This is a genomic window from Paracraurococcus ruber (assembly GCF_004353985.1).
Classification (GTDB): domain Bacteria; phylum Pseudomonadota; class Alphaproteobacteria; order Acetobacterales; family Acetobacteraceae; genus Paracraurococcus; species Paracraurococcus ruber.
Genome location: NZ_SMOA01000100.1, coordinates 1 through 18,202, shown reverse-complemented (window position 1 = coordinate 18,202; position 18,202 = coordinate 1). Strand labels below are relative to the sequence as shown.

Below are 18,202 nucleotides of genomic sequence, written 5' to 3'. Positions count from 1 at the left end.
CCGCCGCCGCGGCAGACCGCCCAAGCCGCGCCCCGCAGAACTCACCGGCGCGATGTAGCCACCAGCCGAACTGGGGAATTTTCAGCCAGCACTTTTGAGGAAAACCACCTCAGCATTGACAGCTGGACGGGTTGTTCTACCTCGTTCGCACTGGCTGCCAATGGCGACACCTGCCACCGCCGCCTGCCTTTCCGCCATGGCAGACGGTCTACGGCTACCTGCGTGCCTTCCTGCGGGACGGCGTGTGGGAGACCATCCGCCACCACCTCATGGTCATGCTGCGCGAGGGCAGCGGCCGGGAGGCCAGCCCCACGGCAGCGGTGGTCGACACCCAAAGCGTAAAGACCACGGAGGCTGGCGGACCGCGCGGTTGGGATGCCGCCAAGCGTCTGAAGGGCCGTAAACGTCATGTTGCAGTGGACGTGGACGGGCTGCTGCTCGGCGTCGTCGTGCACGCCGCCAACATCCAGGACGCCGACGGCCTCGGCGACCTGCTGAGGCGCGTGAAGCCGCTCTATGCCTGGCTGCGGGTCGTCTTCGCCGACAGCGTCTACAACCGGCTCGCCGCCCTGCTCGCCTGCTTCCCGGCCGGCTTGGCGTTGATCATCGTCCGGCGCCCCGCCGGTACCACCGGCTTCGTCGTGCAACCGCGGCGCTGGGTGGTGGAAAGAACGCTCGGCTGGTTCGGGCGATGGCGCCGTCTCTCCCGGGACTACGAGGGCCTGCTCGAAGTCTCCGAGGCGATGGTCACCTTGGCCGCCATCCGCCTCATGCTCCAACGCCTCGCACATCCCAACCGCCGCCAGCTGCGAGCGCCATGACTTCAAAAACGGGGTCTCAGTTGGCCTGCTGCTCGGTCGTACGGCTGGCTGCGGCCTGGCGGACGAGATCCGGTAGCGAGGGGACGGGCATGGCGCCCGGGACGCGCAGGCGGTCGCCGAGGTAGTGGTAAAACGACACGCCCAGCTTGCGGCAGGTCTTTATCAGGCCGAGCAGCACGTCCCGGGCGGTCCTGCCGTCCTCGCTCATGGTGCCGCCGGAGACCTTGCGCTTGGTGACGCAGGCGCGGATGTCGTTCTCGGAGCCATTGGTGTGCAACGGGATCTCCGGCCGCTCCAGCACACGCAGCAGTTCGGCCTTGCGGCGGTGCAGGCGGGCCAGCAGTCGATCGAGCACGGCATAGCTGGAGCGGCGGGTGAAGATCCGGTCGAACCGCGCCCTGAGCACGGCGGCGCGCCGCGGACAGGGATCGCGCTGCCAGGCCTTCAGGTCGGCATAGAGCCACCAAATGAGGGTTCGGGTCAACTCGACGGCCCGGCGCTGTGCGTCGTTCGCCGGCACCAGCTTGTGCACCAGCCGTTCGGCGTGGACCCAGCAGAGCGCGTGCTCGCCGAGGCGGAACTGCCCGGCATCGTCGGAGACGATCACCGTCCCCGACAGCAGGCCGTGCGCCTGGATGGTGCCCCAGAGCGCCCCCTCGGTGGCGATCCGCACCGGCTCGGGGGTGACCGCCAGCCGGTCGATGCCGAGAGAGGCGAGGTGCGCCGTCCAGGCGGCCGCGTCGGCAAAGACCTTCGCCGGATGCGCCGCCAACTGCTCGATCACCGGCCCGGCCAGGGCGCGGCCGCGCATGTATTCCAGCGCCGGCGGCGTGACCGCTTGCTGCCGCCCTTGCCCGGCCCGGCGCCGGTGGTCGCCTGCTCCATGCCGGAGGGCCGCGAGGGTGGCCGCGGCGGCAGACCCTTCAGCCGCGCCACCTCGTCCCGTAGCGCCTGGTTCTCCGCCTTCAACGCCGCATTGGCCGCGCCGAGGTCGGTGACTTTCGACACCAGCGTGCCGACCAGCTCCCGCAGCTCAGCAAGCGCCAAGGTCTCCAGCGGTGCGCTGTCGGGCAACGACATCCACAGCGTGAATCACGCCACGCCCGCCCGCGCAACTGCCTTGCCCGGGAATCTGCCCCGGTTACCTTGGCGGCGACGCGGCCCAATCAGTTCCGCAAAAGCCAAGGTTGCTGCCGGTTCCTTTGCCAGATAAGCGCGCACGAGGATGGTTAGCTGACCGTTCGGTAGGGCGACGGCGGGATCGCGTCGAGGTCTGTTGGCGTGTTGGCCGGAGAAGGTAGATGGCTGTCGCGCCGCTGCCGTCCTGTCAATCCCCGGCTCAGTAGCGGTTTGACGAAATCAACGAGTTCTGCGGTATCGCGAAACTGCCGCCAGACCCGGGCTGTGCCGTCGACGCTGGTGGTGACCAAGCGCGTCCCGTCCGGGCTGAAGGCAGCGTGCAGGACAGGACCGTCATGCCCCTCGCAGGCGGCGGTCTGCTCGCCGGTCCCGGCATTCCAGACCCGCGCTGTGCCGTCGGCGCTGGCGGTGACCAAGCGTGTTCCGTCTGGGTTGAAGGCAGCGTGCAAGACCATACTGCCATGTCCCTCGCAGGCGGCGATCTGCTCGCCGGTCCCGGCATCCCAGACCCGCGCCGTGCGGTCGAGGCCGGCAGTGACCAAATGCGTTTCGTTCCGATTAAAGGCAGCGTGCTGGACCGGACCACCATGCCCCTCGCAGGTGGCGATCTGCTCGCCTGTTCTGGCATTCCAGATCCGCGCTGTGCCGTCGAGGCTGGCGGTGACCAGGCGCGTCCCGTCCGGACTGAAGGCAGCGTGCAGGACCGAACCACCATGCCCTTCGCAGACGGCGATCTGCCCACCCGTTCCGGCATCCCAGACCCGCGCCGTGTCGTCGTCGCTGGCGGTGACCAGGCGCATCCCGTCCGGGCTGAAGTCGGCATGCCGGACCAGCCCGCCATGTCCCACGCAAACAGCGATTTGTCCGCCCGTTTCGGCATCCCAGACGCGCGCGGTGCCGTCGAAGCTGGCGGTGACCAGGCGCGTCCCATCCGGACTGAAGGCAGCGTGCCAGACCGGACCGCGATGCGCCTCGCACACAACGAGCTGCCCGCCTGTTCCGGCATCCCAGACCCGCGCTGTGCTGTCGCCGCTGGCGGTGACCACGCGCGTCCCGTCCAGGCTGAAGTCAACGTGCTGGACGCGATCGCGATGTCCTTTGCAGACGGCGAGCTGCTTCCCGGTCTCGGCATCCCAGACCCGCGCTGTGCCGTCTACGCTGGCGGTGACCACGCGCGTCCCGTCCAGGCTGAAGGCAGCGTGCCAGACCGAACCACCATGCCCCTCGCAAGCGGCGAGCTGCTTGCCGGTCTCGGCATCCCAGACTCGCGCTGTCTCATCTTCGCTGGCGGTGACCAGACGCGTCCCGTCCGGACTAAAGGCAGAGTGCAGGACCGAATCGCCATGCCCCTCGCAGAGGGCGATCCGCTCGCCGGTCCCGGCATCCCAAACCCGCGCTGTGCCGTCGACACTGGCGGTGATTAGGCGCGCCCCATCCGGACTGAAGGCAGCGTGATGGACCGCGCTGCTTGACGGAAAGCATAGCATCTCGCTGTTACGCATCCAGGCTTCGTACAAGGCGAACTCCGCCGCTGCCACCACGGGCCGCTCTCGCCTTTCGGTCACGTCTGGCAGGGCTTCCAGTGCGAGCAGCATGCCTGTCATGGCATCGCCCTCGGCCGTCGCCTTCCGGGCGCGCTCCACCAGAAACAAAGACCCCATGCGCAGTGCTGCGTCGCGTTCCGCCCGTAGGCGGGCGGCCTCGTCCTCGGTGCGTCGCTTGTGGATCTCGTGGCTGCGCTCGATGAATGCTGTCACACGCGGGTCGAGCCAGACGTTCGGGCGTTCGATCCGCGCTTCTGCCTCCGCCAGCGCGGCCTCACCCAGAAGATCGTCCGGCGTCTCGGTCGCCCGGTACAGCAGGCGCTCATACCAGCGTCGGAAGGTGCGATCCTCCTCCAGCCAATCCCGCAGCAGTGGCCATTCGGTGAGCAGCGAGTCGTGCGCCAACTCGACAGTCGTCGTGCCGTCCACCCCATCGCCCTCGACTACGAGATGTCGCTCACTTAAGAGCTTTGCTGCTCCCGGCATCGACAGGGTATCCAGGCGTATCCGACGCCGCCGATCCTCGGCCGCCGTACTGCCCAGCTCCACCAGGCTGACGAGCGCGTCCTTGAAAAAGATGCCCGCAACCTGCTTCGCCACAGGTCGGTCAGCGGCGCGCGTGACCGCCGACGCCGTGCTGTTCCTGGCGAGCGACGCCGCAATCCAGGTTCCTTCAAGCGGGATGCCGATCCGCTCGGCCATGCCGGCAACGAGGAGCTTCAACGCGCTGCCAATCCCATCCAGCGTCATGCCAATGTCTTCGACGAGACCGTCAGCATGCTGTGCCAATGCGCCGGTTACGCCTCGCATGCCTTCATAGGCACCAGAAGTGATGACAGCGTCGTCCCGCTCGACCCAGAGCTTTGACAGGCAGAGCTGCAGCATCGGGAGCGACGTCTTGCGTGCCAGCACATCGTTGACGATGCGGTCGACCAGCCCCCTCTGGAAGCCCACCCGAAGCCGCTCCGCAGGCTGCGCGATGGCGGAGCGCAGCTCCTCGCGGCTCATCTCGCCGATGTGGCGCAGGTGGCGCTCCAAGAGCCGGGATCGCGGCTGTGCTTTCAGCAGAGCGGGAAGCGCGTCGCTACGGGCTGCGAGCACGATCAGCAGGTGTTCTCCGCCGCGTTCCCGCAGATCGCCGAGTAGTCGAAAGAAGGCGGCAGCGGCCGTGGGGTCGCCACCACGGAGCACTTCCTCCGCTTGGTCGAAGCCGAGCAGTAGCGGCAGCTTTGCCTCGACCGTGTCGAGGATCGTGTCATCGCCTGGATCGGGATCAGCCGGCAGACCGAGCACGCGGCAGAATTCTGCCCGCGGCGCGTCGAGTGGACGCATGATCAGAACGGTCCGTCCCTCGGCTCGCGCGCGCGGTCCCAACCCGGCGCGGAGAAGCGACGATTTGCCGCTGCCGGGATCACCCGCCATCAGCAGGAAGCGATCGCGTCGCAACTCCTCCCAGAGCTCGGTCGCCAGACTGTCGCGGCCGAAGTAGAAGGACGTGTCCCTTGCCTCGAAGGCGGCGAGCCAACGATAGGGACTGATAACTGCGCGCAGCGCCCGTGCGAGCTGTCCAGCAGGGATGATGCGAGCGATCCTCAAGCCATCAGCGTCGTTGGTCACGCAGAGACCGAGACAGGCCTTGCCAGTAACCGTCATGCCCTGTCTTGCGAAAATCGGCGCTCCGCTGAAGCCCGGATCGGCGAAGTGTCCAATCTCATCCGTGGCTTTGGCATCCTGCCGGCCGCCTGCATCGACATCGCGCAGTATGCCCTGGGTCAATGCCCCGTCCGGATATCCGACCGGAAACCCCAACGCGGAGAACTCGGTCCCTGGCCTCGGATCCGTCTCTGTCAGTATGCAGGCGTCCAGGTCCGCCACCTCTTCTGGCCGCAGCGGCGTGAGTACGGCCAGGTCGCCCAGACGCCCGTCCACCCGGCACTGTGCCTCGTCGATTGCGGGATGCCATCCCTGCTCGGCCACCTTCGCCTCGATCACGCCCGCCGTGGCGAAGGGGAACTCGACCTGCACTGTCACGCCTGGGCCTAGCGCAACGCCGCTGTCTCGCAGCGCATCCTCGATCACATGCGCACAGGTGAGGACAATTCCACCAAACGCCAACACGCCGGCGCCGACGACGACGCCGTCCTTTCTGCGGAATCTCGCAATCGGCCGCTGCCATTCCTCACTCATGGCCGGTAGACCGATCTATCTCTACTCGCGCGTCCATTTGACGGAAATCTTGCAGTGCCCCTCCGTCGCTGCCTTGGCAAGGACAACGCCGGCGCTCGCCGTCAGCTTGATGCCGAACTCGACCTGGATCTCCTGTGCCTCGGCAACAGCATCGCGCATCTGGGTCAGGATTGTGCTGGCAATCGGCTTGATCCCGGCCAGCGCTTCTTCGAACGTCTTGCTCGCCTTCTCCGCCGTGGCACCGCCCACGCTTACACGCTGCTGACCCTTCGGGGTGCCATCCTCGACTGCCTCGACAAGAACCGCGGTGTTTCCATCGAGTTGGAAATCGATCAGCCGTGTCATCGGAAAACCTCTTATCCTATCCGTGTGCAACAACCATCACTTTGTCGCCAATTCTTGCCGTGCCCAGGTCAGCAACAGCGCTGATCGGCAAGGCGGCTCAAGATGCGCCTGACCTGTCATGGCCGCCATTCCTGCCCTCCTCGTGGCGTCCGCACCCCACGGGCTGTCAGATCGTCGGCAAGCTGCTGGAGGGCCGAGGTGGACTTCCCCGGCTTGAGTGACTCTTCCGCGGCGCCTTACGGTCGGCCAGCCTGGCCAGACCCGTGGCGTAGAAGCGCAGAACCCAGTCCGCACGACCTGCAGTATCACTCCGCCCATCTGAGCCGCCTCGGTGTGGGACACCCCGTCGTAGATTGCGGCCAGGGCAAACAAGCGACACGCTTGGGATGCGTCGTTTGTCCGTCGCGCTGCGGCGCGCAGCTTAGCCGCACCAAATTCAGCCCGGAGCGGGATGGGCATGGCAAACCTCCGCTGTCCGCCATGTTGAATCAGCCCGCCGCCAGCAAGGAAATCCTCCTCGAGTCTCACCCTCGGGGGCTTAGTATCACCTTCGCAACTGCCCAACACTCAACGACCTACCGATGCCTATTTGCTGCATGCTCGTCGCATTAGCCGAACCACTTGTCCTCCTTTGCCACTCGAACGGCGTCGTTGTAGAACATACAGAAACGGTCAATGTGTTCGGAGGTTGAGACAAGGCGCCAACGATTAGCATTAGTCTCGCGCAAGCTGCCGGCGTTGTAGGCGGCAGCTACCAGCGGCGGCTCGAATTCAGTGCGTTCGCGTTGATGGCGAATGTAGCAGGTGCCGGCGCGGATGCTGGTTTCGGGATCCTTCAGGTCTTCAGCCGTCACGTTTCGCTCCAGCATTTCAGAGGCGGTGCCCAGCAGTGTCTGCATCAGCCCCACCGACTGCCGTCCGTCTGGCTCAGTGCGGGTCGCATCAGCTCGGCCACGACTCTCGGTCGCAATGGTAGCAACGATCAGTTCGAGTGGCACGCCAATTTCATTCGAGACTTTGGCGATTAACGGACCGAAATCCTTCCAGATGCGGCGAACAGTGTTGGGAGCGCCAACCGTGCCCTTTGGCTCCCGCTCGCCTTCGACAATCACGCCGTCTTTCGTGGTGCGCCAGCCGGCGCCGCCCGTGAACGCACGGCGGAAGCCCAGAGCAGCGGGCGTTTCCGGTACGGGTGGCGGGTTACCGAAGTAGGGGGCGCGCGAAGTGGAGCGCTGCGCGGCCGGCGCCGCGATCTCGCGCACCACGAACCGTGCTTGGTCCGCCTGATTTTGAATGGCGCGCTGCGCCTGGTCTGCCAACGCTTCGTCCTTCTTCTTGCTTCCCGCCGAAGAGCCGAGCCAGAAGTTGCGCACGTCGCCGAACGCGAGAGTCAGTGCGCCGAGCAGCAGCGCCAACAGTTCTCGCACTACGTTGTTCTGGGTCGTGGTGCCGTCGGCGTTGCGGATTTCGGTAGCGGGGAAGTAACCTGCGACCAACAGCCCGAGTGTTAGAAAAAAGCCGAGCGTGATGATGATGGAGAGCGCTGGCGGCATCGCACTGACCCACCACCTGTCAGACCCGAGCGACGCCCGAGCCGACTTTACGTTTTCGAGGTCGGCGGAAAGATTGGCGAGCTGCGCTTGTGTGGCAAGCCGCTCCATCTCCGCTTTGAATTCCATTGCTTTGTTAGGGTCAGCAGTGACGGCTGCTTGGACCTGTGTTGCATCCGTTGTACCGAAGACGCGAGTGGCGACTCCAGCTACTTCGCGCGCCACTTGCTCACCGACCTCGGCGCCTGCCTTCCCATCAATCGCATTGCCGATCACCCGAGCGGCAAGCGGCGCAAGCTGTGCAATGATCGGGATGAGGGCTAATGGGATCATTGAACGCTCCTGCTATAAAATTGTTCTGGAACGGTGAGAGCGTGGGTGGACTTCGGCGACCAAGTAGCAGCGAAGCTACGAAGGCCTGCACTATGCGAGCGACCGGAGATGTCCCGTCCAATGTTGCAAACGGTGGGCGCGACATCTTTGGGACTGGCGGCCCGGGAACGCTGCTTCCCACAGCTTCGAATAGTCTCACATGGGGCGGTTGAACCACCCCGCCTTTTCGATGTGATCGTGGGCTGGCGGAGCGTCACGGGCTTATCCAAACCTCGAGTGTGTTGCGGCCCACCGCAGGGACGCGCTTGGCTGTCACATCGCCTCGGATAACACCCGTGCGCTCGATAGCATCGGCCAGTGCTTTGGCTGCGGTTTCATCGTCGGGGTGGCCCCACCGGACTTCGCGCAAGCCGGCCGCCGTCCCGATGCGCTCTCCACCCCTGTCCGCACCTTCGACCCGCCACTGTGCGCTCAGGTCGCGTGCCATGCGGATAATCTGATCGCGGGCAATGCTGCCCGCGAACTGGATGAAGACGCGCTGCGTGTAGGATGCGACAGGTGGCGGAGCACTGGCGATGGTGCCGTTTCTGGGCGTGTTTGCCGCTTGCGGCTCGGGCGATGGCGCAGATACGGGAGCTGTCGATGTCGCCTGTACGGCGGCAGCGGTTGTCCGGGTAACCGGCACGCTGCCAAGGTCGCTCAGAAAGGCCTCAAGGGTCGCGGGTTCCATCTTGATCAGGCCGAGCCGAACATAGCCGCGTAGCCTGCTTACCACCTCAAGCTGCGCCTCGTTGTTGCGCCAGGCTGCAGTGCCAGCAGAAGTCTCAACGCGTAGCGCCTGTTGAATGAGCAGGTTCTGCAGCTTGGCGCGCTCGGCTTCCAGGCCGCTCTGGTACTTGACGAACTCGACGCCGAGGCTTGTAAAGAAGGTCCCGACCGCCGCGGCGGCTGCGACTATGACTGGCCCCATCACCGTCCAGCGCGAGGTCTTAGATGCCACGGGCTCAGAGGCATTGGCTGGTTCGTCGAGATCGCGGTCGAGCAGTCCCTGCTGCAACGCTAGGCCAAGTGTGGCGGCATCTGCCCCGCCAGTCGGCTCAAGGCCGGAGGCGCGCTGATAGCACTCGGTCGCCGCGGCCAAGTCAGAACTGAAGAAGCCAGTTGGCGCTTTATCGAAAGTTCGGGCGCGGACAAGGAAGCGTTCCCAACGCCGCACGTCCACGCCGCTCATCCCCAGGCTCAGTTCGCGCATTACGACTTCTTCCGCACCGGATGCGGTAATGCGGCCGTGTTGGGGAATGCATCAGGGCGATCCGGACGACTCAGCAACGTCATTCTTCGACGAACTCCCACCCTGCTCCGCTGAAAGAAAGGTGACCCTGTTGCAAAGTTTGCCTGCCACCCAGAAGTGGACCATCTTCGGACATGACGCGCGGACACATATTGGGACAATTGAGGGCCGATGTGGCCTCTAGAGGTAGCAGTTGACCGTTGCCGTAATCCGGTAGGCGTTGCGCTGGCTCTTCTTGTTTCCGATCAGCTTCTGCAATTTCGAACTCATGCCGCAGGACCGCGGTGTCGCGGTCGATCACACGGCGGTTTTCCGCTGATTTTTGCCTACACGCTCGAACTCGAGAAGCGGATCCGGCCACACCTCCGACTGTCGAACGGCTCATGGCAAATTAACGAGACCTCCATCCGAATGACGGGCCGCTGGAAATATCTTTTTTGTGAGGTCGAGAGCCGCGGCCAGACTATCGACTGTATTATTGGAAAATTGGTTACAGTTGATGGTCTTAAGTCAACTGTCCGCTGCCGGGTGGTACGACCTAACAAATGTCGGCAGGCCTAGGTGGCATCGTATGCAGTTTCTAAACGAATATTCCAGACGCTCCTGCCGCAGCACGTTTAACATTTACCTTTACCTTCCAACGCTTGTGTGGATCACCGTTGTACGGGTTGTTGTCATTGACATGTAATTGCAGCACACCGCTGTTGTTGGGTGGGGGCGTTCCATCCCAAAGTGGTCCCGCCTCGATCCATTTGCCGTTACCGAACCGGATAATGAAAGCATAAGCGGTAGCGCTTGGAAGCGGTGCTGCGGAGTCGGCAGTGTGGCCAGGCCAGCCTTCCGGACCATGAGGCTGCGAGAAAATGACGCCCGACCAGATCTGGCCTTCGGCACGCACGCTCACCTGATCGCCCGGATTAACGCGGATACCTGTGTCGACCAACCCACCACCCGGACCGTCGAAGACCTCAAACGGGCGGTCGATAACGTCTTGCCCCTGCACAGACAGTGGTTGGATGAACTCAGCGGCAAGCCCTACATGGGCCAGCGTACCATCAGTGATATGTCTGCAAGTGAATGATATAGGCATACCAGGATTAGCAAGAGAGAACGACAAGCCAGCCTTATAAACATCCCGAAGATCCGCAAGAGGATCAGCAAGATCTTGAAAATTTTGACGACCTGGAACACCGATTGTGTAGATTTTTACCTGAGAGTTCTCCAAAACTTCTTTGGTTCTGGCATCAAAATCAACGTTGCCGCTGACAGTGGCACTCCAATGAACTTTCAGCGCACCGGTTATTTCGGTGCTCGAGAAAGCACCCTGGACTGTAGCACAGATAAAGCGGCCATATTGAACACTATCGACATAGAGGGGCGGATTACCAGGACCCATAAAAGGCGCCAGTGCATCCCAATCAATGTCAGGACGCCAGATCCCGCGGGCACGGGCACCTTCGGGAGTGAAGTTTACCGAGTAAAAAATCTGCCGGATCGACGCGACGACGGTGGATTGCCGGCGGGTTTGATCCAGAGTTGCATTGGCATCCACACCGAAGGCCGAGCCTTTCACTGTCACACCTAGTTTCACACCAACCTCCCTCAACGTGGAGGCGCGCTCAAAGCCGCTCTTGATAATCCCAGGCGAGTCAGACGGATTTAAGCTTTGGAGAATTTGTAGACGTGCTGCGTTGACTGAAGCCGCAGCAGGGTCTTGCACCTTCGCGCTTTGTTGGTGGGGTGTATTCGAGATGACGTCAGTGACATTTATCGTGCCGGGTTGCCGTGAGAGTGGGCCAATCGGCGCAATATCTCCGTTGAGAAGAGCCTTCCCTTGAAGCGGCAATCCGGGCCAGATACCCATAGAAGCAATGTCTTGTAAGAATGCTTGTTCGACAACGTCATTGACCAATCGCCGCCGTTGCTCAGTGACGATATAAGCAACTCCCGCTACGTCGACGGTGCTTTGGGATGGCGGCGCCAAATCGGTGGAACCGGCAACCACGGCCGGCAAACGACCACATTGGTCGACAGCAGTTTCAAGATCCGGAGCGCCTGGGACGAAGCCGATCGCAGGAAGTCGGCCAACACCTCCTACTCCCCCAGAAGCCCAAACTGGTCGGTTGACGTGATGGTATATAACAAGATTGCCGTCATCCTGCAGTACAAGGTACGGATCGACGAAACTAGGCCCCCAAGTTCCGGAGGCCCAGCGTGGGGCACGATCTTTATCATACAGGACGAAATGCGCATCGGCCTGCATTTCAGCCGTGATTGGCCGCTGCTGTTCCGGCAACCACAAGGTCATGGTGGCCCAGTAAGCGTTGCTCGCTTCGAATGCACCCTGATACAGAACCAAATTGTTGTCTGGTTGCATCCATAGCGTGAAGCGTCCGTTTGGAGAAACAAGTTTTTCTCCAAGCGAAAGTTTTTCTCCTGCCTTGAGCCGGTCCACCATGTTGTCCTCCTGAAAATCAATCATAATACTTTACCAGTCTATGAAAAACGGCGTCCTCTCTACTGTAAAGCACCGAACGGCCTCGATCTACTTTGACGGCTTTGTGACCAAAAAGTCAAAGTAAAGGAGATTATTCAAAGCAGTTTTTTATTAGTAAGAAATGAAATAGGGTGCAGATCCTTATCTTTGAGTCAGCGCAATAAAATTGTCGCTCATTTTACCGGGACACTAGCTGTATTTGTTAAATATTTTATACTAAATATTTGCACTTTAAATAGTTGGGAATTAGGAAAATTTAGAGAGCTAGATTGTTAGCAGCTCCATTTTCACTCCTAGGGGACATGGGTTTTTCCGACCCACACCAATCTAATCGTATTAAGTAAGAGAGAGTCAATCAGAATTAAGATTTTAGCAAAAAATATGAATGCCTCACCTCCTTATCTATTCAGAGTTGATATTGGTGCAAGGTGCACCTTCTTGCCTTTCAAAACGAACGCTGCTCGGCGCCACCACACCCAAGTAGAAGCACCGGATCACGAACTGGGCCGAGTACGATACGGGGCTGCGCGCCGCGGCAGCCTCACCGCTTGGTTCGAGCCATGGTTCGGTGGCGACCTTCATCGGCGATGGTGCCTACCACCGGGAGGATGTCGACGCCGAGGTTGCGGCGCACCATTTCGGCGCGGCTGTGGTGGTTCCGCCACGCCCGGATGCGGTGCCGAGCGTCGCGGCCGAAACCGCGCCGACGCAGCGGGATGCATATTTTCAATGTATTGCCGAGCGCGGCCGCATGGGCTGGCAGCACGCCTCAGGCTACAAGTGGCGCGCCCTGGTAGAGGCCGACGTCTCCCGGTGGAAACGCGTCATCGGCGACGGGCTTCGCTCCCGGACAAACGGGCGACAGGCGACCGCGGTGGCCATCGCCGTCAACAGGCTGAACCGAATGCTCGAGCAGGGGCGTCCCGAATGCGTCCGCGTCGCCTGATTGAAAGCACGGGCAGGGACGAATGCGTCCCGGCTCCTGATCCATGCAACAGGCTGCCGGCCCGTAGCGCATCCCCGCCGTCCGCAGCCAATCCTCAATTTTGGCGCGCACCGGGCAGGTCTCCCGCGCCTTGCCGCGGCCGATCGAGATCCGCTGGCCCTCGCACTCCTGGTCGCCTTTCGGGCGCGGCAGCAGTACCTTCAATGCCCAGGCATAAACCTGGACGTGCTCGACCTTGGGTTCCGCGGCGGCGTCGAGGTCACCGGTAATCCAAAGCCTGCCGTCGCCTGATCCGCTCGCCGTCATGCCTTTTCCGGCATAGCTTTTCACAGGACATCACGAGCACACTCGGCAAAGCCTGCGCCTGATCCATGCAGGCGGCGTTCCCGCCACCCTGACATCGGGTGACGGAGATAACAGATGCAAGCCGGGAAGCACCCAACGATGGCACCGGCATCACCCCAGGGAGGAATGGCCGATGAAGCGTTGCCGTCACGTCCTGCAGAGCATGCTTTGCATTGCTCTCGCGCTGGTCGCGGCCGCGTTGCCTGCGCATGCCGACCCGCCCATCGGCGTCCGACGTGATCCGCTCGTCGCCGGGCAGACGGTGGCCCCCGCGCTGCTCGAAGAACTGGGGCTCGTCACAGTCGTGGCGAACGGGGCCTTCTGTAGCGGTGCCATGCTCAACGCTTACTGGGTGCTGACCGCCGCCCATTGTGTCCGCTCCCTCGATCTGCCGACACCCACCGCGGCCCCCGCCACGGTGACCGTCTCGCCCGGCTGGGCGAGTGCCGCCTTTGCCGTGACCCGCGTCGAGGAACTGTTCACCGCCACCGGGCTCGATCTCGCGCTGATCCGCACACGGCTCGCGCTACCGCGCCGCTCGATGGCCGACCTTCCCGAGATCACCGCCCGTCTTAACGACCGTGTACCCTATGTTGAGACCTTCGGCGCCGGGCTGTTCGCCTTCGCAAGACAGGCCGGGGGCATGGACGTGCCCTCGCAGGGCGACGGCCAGTTCCGCACCGGCGCCTTCGCCGTTGTCGGCTCGGAGCCTGGGCGCATTGAACTCACAATGCCGAACGGCGTGATGATTGGCGGCGGCGACAGCGGCGGGCCGAGCTACGTCCGTGTGTGGCGTGATCCGAATCAGCAGCAGCTGGGCTTCCGGCGCGAGATCGTGGGCGTCGCCTCGCTGTGCCAGACGCGCCGCCTCCGCGGCCACGAGAACGATCCCGGCTGGGCGTGGGTGACGCAATCCAACCCGTGCTGGATCGCAACTGCAGGGCCGGCGCGTGCTCAGATTGCTCAGATCATCGCGGACACCGCGCCGGCGCCTGAGGAGATCCCGCCTCCCATCTTTACCGGCCCGTTGCCGCCCGGCGGCATGGATCGGTCGCGTGCCCTCTACAGCGTGTGGCTCGATCGACCGCTCGTGCCGGCAGCCATGCCATCCTGGACCGACCCTCTCGCCTTCACCACCTGCGCACCTTCGCCGTTCGTGATCGTGCAACAGCAGGCGCAGGGCTGCCCGGTACAACCGGCCTATGAAGTCTGGGGCTATTCGTCACGGACCGGTTGGCTGATGCATATGCCAAGCAGCGCCTGCTTGCGCGGCGTGATGGATGGCTCGGTGCGGCTCGGTCCGTGCAGTGGTGGACCCGAGACGGTCTGGGATCTGAGCGCGACACCGCCGGGCAGCGCCACCTGGACCGCGGTGCGCAACCGGGCATTCGACCAGTGCCTCGCCGTCGTGTCCCCGCCGAGCGGCGGGCCCACTGGCCCGCGGCTGTTCATTCGCCAGCCCGAGCTACGGCTTGCGCCCTGCGATGGCACGCCGCGCCAGGCCTTCACCGACGTGGATTCCGACTGGTCGCGCCGCAACGTCCGCTGACGCAGCAACGGTCGAGGGCGGCGCACTCGCCGGGTGCGCCGCCCCCGCTTAGGTTGCCCTGCAGATTGGGGAGGTGCACGCCATGGACGCCTTTGGCCGCGTGGTCGTGAGCGCCGTCGCCATCAGCACGGTACTCGCCGACCACCTCAGCCTCTACAACACCGTGCGCGTCGGCGTGCTCAAAATAGGCTCGCCCGACCGCCCCCTCGATCCACATCTCCGCTGGCCTTCCCAAGCTATGAGCGGATTGCGCCCAATGAGTGGTGCCCAGGATCCGCACTCGCTCTCGGCTCCTTGCCCAAGCGCCGCGTGTGCCGCAGGCTGCCGCTATGGCGAAAGATGCCGAGCGCATCATCGGGCTGTACCGGCGTCACGCCCGTGCCTGGGTGGATGCGCGGGGGAGTTGGCTAGGACAGGAGCCGATGGAGGCAGGCTGGCTCAACCAGTTCCGCGCCCTACTGTCCCTGCCCAGGCCCGCCGTACTCGACCTTGGCTGCGGGTGCGGCGAGCCGATCGCCCGCTACCTTGTCGAGCGTGGGTGCGACCTAACCGGCGTGGACTCGGCGCCGGAGATGATCGCCATGTGCGAGGCCCGCCTGCCAGGCCATTCGTGGCGCGTCGGGGACATGCGCACCCTTTCATTCGATCAACGCTTTGACGGCATCCTCGCTTGGGACAGCTTCTTCCACCTGCCTCATGACGACCAGCGCCGTATGTTTCCCCTTTTCAGCGCGCATGCGGCCGCAGGCGCCGCGCTCATGTTCACAAGCGGCCCGAAGCACGGCGTGGCGATGGGTACGCTCGGAGGCGAGCCACTGTACCACGCGAGCCTTGACGGCGCCGAGTACCGAGCCTTGCTCGACGAGAACGGCTTCGCAGTTGTGGCACAGGTGACCGAGGATCCGACCTGCGGCGGGCGCACGATTTGGCTTGCGCAAATGAGATAGGCGGATGCCGAAGGTACCCAATGCCGACCTTGATGTGGGTACCAGGCGTTGGGTTTCGACCACCAGCTGGACCGGTCAGGGGCTGCCAGTTCAGGGACAGACACCAAGTCCGTGCTCATCGTCCCCTGCTCGTCTAGGCGCCGGGGTCGAGGCCCTCCAGCGACACCTCCAGGCCGAGATGCGCGGCGATGGATTTCAGGGCGACCACGTCGCCTTCGCGCCATTGCCGACGGGAGAGCAGCCGGGCCGTCTCGGCCGGCGGCAGGCCGGTGGCGGCGCTGACCTGCGCCGGCGTGGTGATGCCCTGATCCTTGAGATGGCTATTGATGCTGTACCGCAGGCGGATGGCCTGTAGGCACTCGAGCTGGTTATTTCGTTTCACGCTGCCCGGCATGTCCCTTGCCCCATTGTCCTGTCAGCCAGCCTAGCCAGCCCGACGCCGGTGCTGACTTGCGGGAATTCCGCTTCCCGCAAGCTAGAATTGGCTACCACAATCCGGGTCTAGGCGGCCCTGCTTCCGGCCAGACCCAACGGAGTGCTGGAGGCAGGCACACCCGATCACCTGGAACAGCTTATAAGGCGCAGATCATCGCACCGTATTGCGGCTGCCGATGATGTTGCCGCTGCCGGCAACCTGGTTCACCTCGTTCCGGTCACCCTGAAAGTTGGCGGTCTGTGTCACGGCGCCGGATTTCTCGGCCGCACCGAGCAGCTGGCGCAGTTCGGCGATGGCCGCGGGGTTGTCGTGCAGCAGATCCTGGAGCAGGGCCGTAACCTTGACCGGGGCCGAAGGCTTGCCCGGCTCCGCCTCGACGGCCTTCGCCATCTCGGCATCCGCACCGGTGGCGCGGCGCTTGATCCAGTCCCAGACCTCCCTGCCCTTGGTGAGTATCGGATCCGCCGCGGCCTTCGTCAGCGTGCCGATAGCCGCGCCGACGGCGGCCTGGATCAGCTTGTCGGTATCCATGGTCAGGGCGCCTCCTGTGCGTATGCCGGAGCTTCGAGAAAGGGCTCGAGCATGGGTATGATCGGAGCGAGCAGGTCCTCATCGGGCGCCAGACCGGCGGCTTCCTGCGCCTGAAGGTAATCTTGGCAGAGCGCCAACATGAGCTGCGCGAAGGCTGCTGGTAACGACAGGAAGGGATCGCGCAGAACAGCGATGCCCTCGGCGAAGCTGCCTGCTGCAGCGGCCGGCTCGCTCTCCTTGAGAACATACCCGTGCACCATCAAGGACTTGGCGAGGTTGGGGAGAAAGGCGTCCGGCCGCGCCTCGGCCAACTGGCGGCGGATCGCCACCGCCTCCTCGATCGCCGCCAGCGCCGCCTCGCGCCGGCCGCGCTCGGCGAGGCGGAGGGACAGGGTGTTGAGGGCCATGGCGAGGTCGGGGAGGAAGGCGTCCGGCCGCGCCTCGGCCAGATGGCGGTAGCTCGCCACTGCCTCCTCGATCGCCGCCAGCGCCGCCTCGCGCCGGCCGAGGTCGGCGAGGCGGTTGGACAGGTTGTTGAGGGACAGGGCGAGGTCAGGGAGGAAGGCGTCCGGCCGCGCCTCGGCCAGATGGCGGCAGGTCGCCACCGCCTGCTCGGTCGCCGCCAGCGCCGCCTCGCGCAGTTCCAAGGTGCTTGCTGGCATTGCATTCATCAGCGCCAGCAAACCGTCGATGTCGGTAACCTCGTCCCGCACCGCCCGCAGCCATATGGCCGGCTCCGCCCGGTCACGGATCAGGAAGTCCTGGCAGGCCCGGACGACGCTGCGCGTCACCGCCTCCGGCTTGGCACTGCGCGCCCGCTGAACAGCTGCCACACCACCATCCGGCATCGCCGCCAGCGCCTGGATTACCACCGCACCGCCCAGGATGTCCGGTACCACCGGTGCGATGTCCGCCCCCTCGCCCGGCAGCGCTGCGGCGAGAGCCGCGCGCAGCGGCTCCGTCGCTGGCGTGCCGAGGTGCAGCGCTGCGCACTCGCGCGCGATGGCGGCCTGCGCCTCGGCCGCCGTCCAGCCCTCGCTCAACGTGGCCAGCGCCGCCAACACCGCCGGCAGGTCGGCATCACCCCACTCACCGCCGCCCCGCCGCGCCCAGGTCTGGCGTATGCGCTGCAGTTCCTCATCGGCCAGGCGCAGCGCCACCTCGTCGCTCGCCAGGCCGGTGGCGGCATGCACGCCGATGCGCGCCGCCATGAGCCCGAACATGCCGAGGAACAGCGGCTCGCCACCGGCCGAGACACGGCCGAGCTCGGTATCCAGTGCCGGGCTACGCGCCGGTGCTACCCGGCCGGAGGCGCGAGCATAGGCGTCGGTAAAGACGGCCCAACGCAGTTCAGGATCTGCGATCGGCGGCACGGCCTGCGGTGCATCCTTGCTGAGCAGCCGCTGTATCCGGCCTGCGAAGGCCTGCCGCCACCAGGTGGAGTTGCGGTCGCCCTGGCGGTCGAGCAGCAGCAGCCGCAGCGGTGGGTGGCCGGGATCGCTCAGGGCTGCATGGTGCAGCAGGTCGCCCAGCCAATCGCTGAGCTGTGCGGCCTTGGCCCCGGCATAGTCCACGACCACCAGCAGCGGCTTGGCCCAGCTCCACTCCGCCACCGCCGCCTGGCTGCGGAAGCGCGTCATCTCGTCCCCGGTGGCAAAGCCGGCCAGCCAGCCCTGCTCGCGCGCCGCGGCACAGAGCTCGATGGCCAGCCGGGTCTTGCCCCCCCCCCCCCCCCCCGCC

Annotated in this window: 17 protein-coding genes and 1 pseudogene; 5 read left to right on the top strand and 13 right to left on the bottom strand. The window is 64.3% G+C overall.

Features of this window, described 5'->3' with window-relative positions; genetic code table 11:
* Positions 1–131: 131 nt before the first annotated feature.
* A complete protein-coding gene (locus tag E2C05_RS17630; protein ID WP_207191528.1) occupies positions 132–821 on the top strand; it encodes an IS5 family transposase in 690 nt (229 codons plus the stop codon).
* A 16-nt stretch (positions 822–837) separates the two neighbouring features.
* Here E2C05_RS17630 and E2C05_RS17625 read toward each other — a convergent pair whose 3' ends face one another.
* The 7 genes from E2C05_RS17625 to E2C05_RS33120 form a co-directional block, all read right to left on the bottom strand.
* Positions 838–1,632 carry an IS66 family transposase gene (locus E2C05_RS17625; protein WP_200305365.1) on the bottom strand — a complete coding sequence of 265 codons (795 nt, stop codon included), beginning with the start codon at positions 1,630–1,632 and terminating at the stop codon, positions 838–840.
* Positions 1,602–1,901, bottom strand: a complete 300-nt coding sequence (locus E2C05_RS17620; RefSeq protein WP_133220960.1) for a hypothetical protein — start codon at positions 1,899–1,901, stop codon at positions 1,602–1,604. The genes E2C05_RS17625 and E2C05_RS17620 overlap by 31 nt, the downstream gene beginning before the upstream one ends.
* 149 nt (positions 1,902–2,050) lie before the next feature.
* A complete protein-coding gene (locus tag E2C05_RS17615) occupies positions 2,051–5,692 on the bottom strand; it encodes an nSTAND1 domain-containing NTPase (protein ID WP_133220959.1) in 3,642 nt (1,213 codons plus the stop codon).
* A 21-nt stretch (positions 5,693–5,713) separates the two neighbouring features.
* Complete coding sequence (locus E2C05_RS17610) at positions 5,714–6,037, bottom strand: CU044_2847 family protein (protein WP_133220958.1); 324 nt, start codon at positions 6,035–6,037, stop codon at positions 5,714–5,716.
* Positions 6,038–6,645: 608 nt separating this feature from the next.
* Positions 6,646–7,920, bottom strand: coding sequence for a lytic transglycosylase domain-containing protein (locus tag E2C05_RS17600; protein ID WP_133220957.1), 1,275 nt, complete (start codon positions 7,918–7,920; stop codon positions 6,646–6,648).
* A 253-nt stretch (positions 7,921–8,173) separates the two neighbouring features.
* Positions 8,174–9,172, bottom strand: coding sequence for a peptidoglycan-binding domain-containing protein (locus E2C05_RS17595; protein WP_133220956.1), 999 nt, complete (start codon positions 9,170–9,172; stop codon positions 8,174–8,176).
* A 79-nt stretch (positions 9,173–9,251) separates the two neighbouring features.
* Entirely contained in the window at positions 9,252–9,512 is a 261-nt protein-coding gene (locus E2C05_RS33120; protein WP_158292199.1) for a hypothetical protein, read from the bottom strand.
* Between E2C05_RS33120 and E2C05_RS35435 the strand changes: the two genes are divergently transcribed.
* The gene (locus tag E2C05_RS35435; protein ID WP_408901620.1) at positions 9,437–9,772 is read left to right on the top strand and encodes a DDE-type integrase/transposase/recombinase; all 336 of its coding nucleotides are present in this window, start codon (positions 9,437–9,439) and stop codon (positions 9,770–9,772) included. The genes E2C05_RS33120 and E2C05_RS35435 overlap by 76 nt on opposite strands.
* A gap of 19 nt (positions 9,773–9,791) precedes the next feature.
* Here E2C05_RS35435 and E2C05_RS17585 read toward each other — a convergent pair whose 3' ends face one another.
* Positions 9,792–11,669, bottom strand: coding sequence for a thiol-activated cytolysin family protein (locus E2C05_RS17585; protein ID WP_158292197.1), 1,878 nt, complete (start codon positions 11,667–11,669; stop codon positions 9,792–9,794).
* A gap of 477 nt (positions 11,670–12,146) precedes the next feature.
* Between E2C05_RS17585 and E2C05_RS35430 the strand changes: the two are divergent.
* Positions 12,147–12,269, top strand: a pseudogene (locus tag E2C05_RS35430) (IS5/IS1182 family transposase); the annotation flags it as partial.
* On the opposite strand, the gene E2C05_RS35425 reads toward E2C05_RS35430, so the two are convergent.
* Entirely contained in the window at positions 12,250–12,474 is a 225-nt protein-coding gene (locus E2C05_RS35425) for a hypothetical protein (RefSeq protein WP_205082876.1), read from the bottom strand. The pseudogene E2C05_RS35430 and the gene E2C05_RS35425 overlap by 20 nt on opposite strands.
* Positions 12,475–12,477: 3 nt before the next feature.
* Positions 12,478–12,984: a site-specific integrase gene (locus E2C05_RS34220; RefSeq protein ID WP_205082873.1), complete on the bottom strand. Its 507-nt coding sequence runs from the start codon at positions 12,982–12,984 to the stop codon at positions 12,478–12,480.
* Positions 12,985–13,132: 148 nt separating this feature from the next.
* On the opposite strand from E2C05_RS34220, the gene E2C05_RS17575 reads away from it, so the two are divergent.
* The gene (locus E2C05_RS17575; RefSeq protein WP_133220952.1) at positions 13,133–14,548 is read left to right on the top strand and encodes a trypsin-like serine protease; all 1,416 of its coding nucleotides are present in this window, start codon (positions 13,133–13,135) and stop codon (positions 14,546–14,548) included.
* 329 nt (positions 14,549–14,877) lie between these two features.
* Positions 14,878–15,495 carry a class I SAM-dependent methyltransferase gene (locus E2C05_RS17570; RefSeq protein ID WP_133220951.1) on the top strand — a complete coding sequence of 206 codons (618 nt, stop codon included), beginning with the start codon at positions 14,878–14,880 and terminating at the stop codon, positions 15,493–15,495.
* Between the two features lie 133 nt (positions 15,496–15,628).
* Here the strand turns inward: E2C05_RS17570 and E2C05_RS17565 are convergent, their stop codons facing one another.
* From E2C05_RS17565 to E2C05_RS34215, 3 genes are all read right to left on the bottom strand, one after another.
* On the bottom strand, positions 15,629–15,889 hold the full coding sequence (locus E2C05_RS17565) for a hypothetical protein (RefSeq protein WP_158292196.1): 261 nt from the start codon (positions 15,887–15,889) through the stop codon (positions 15,629–15,631).
* A gap of 192 nt (positions 15,890–16,081) precedes the next feature.
* A complete protein-coding gene (locus E2C05_RS17560; protein ID WP_133220949.1) occupies positions 16,082–16,462 on the bottom strand; it encodes a hypothetical protein in 381 nt (126 codons plus the stop codon).
* A 2-nt stretch (positions 16,463–16,464) separates the two neighbouring features.
* Positions 16,465–18,102 carry a tetratricopeptide repeat protein gene (locus tag E2C05_RS34215; protein ID WP_205082870.1) on the bottom strand — a complete coding sequence of 546 codons (1,638 nt, stop codon included), beginning with the start codon at positions 18,100–18,102 and terminating at the stop codon, positions 16,465–16,467.
* Between the last annotated feature and the right edge of the window lie 100 nt (positions 18,103–18,202).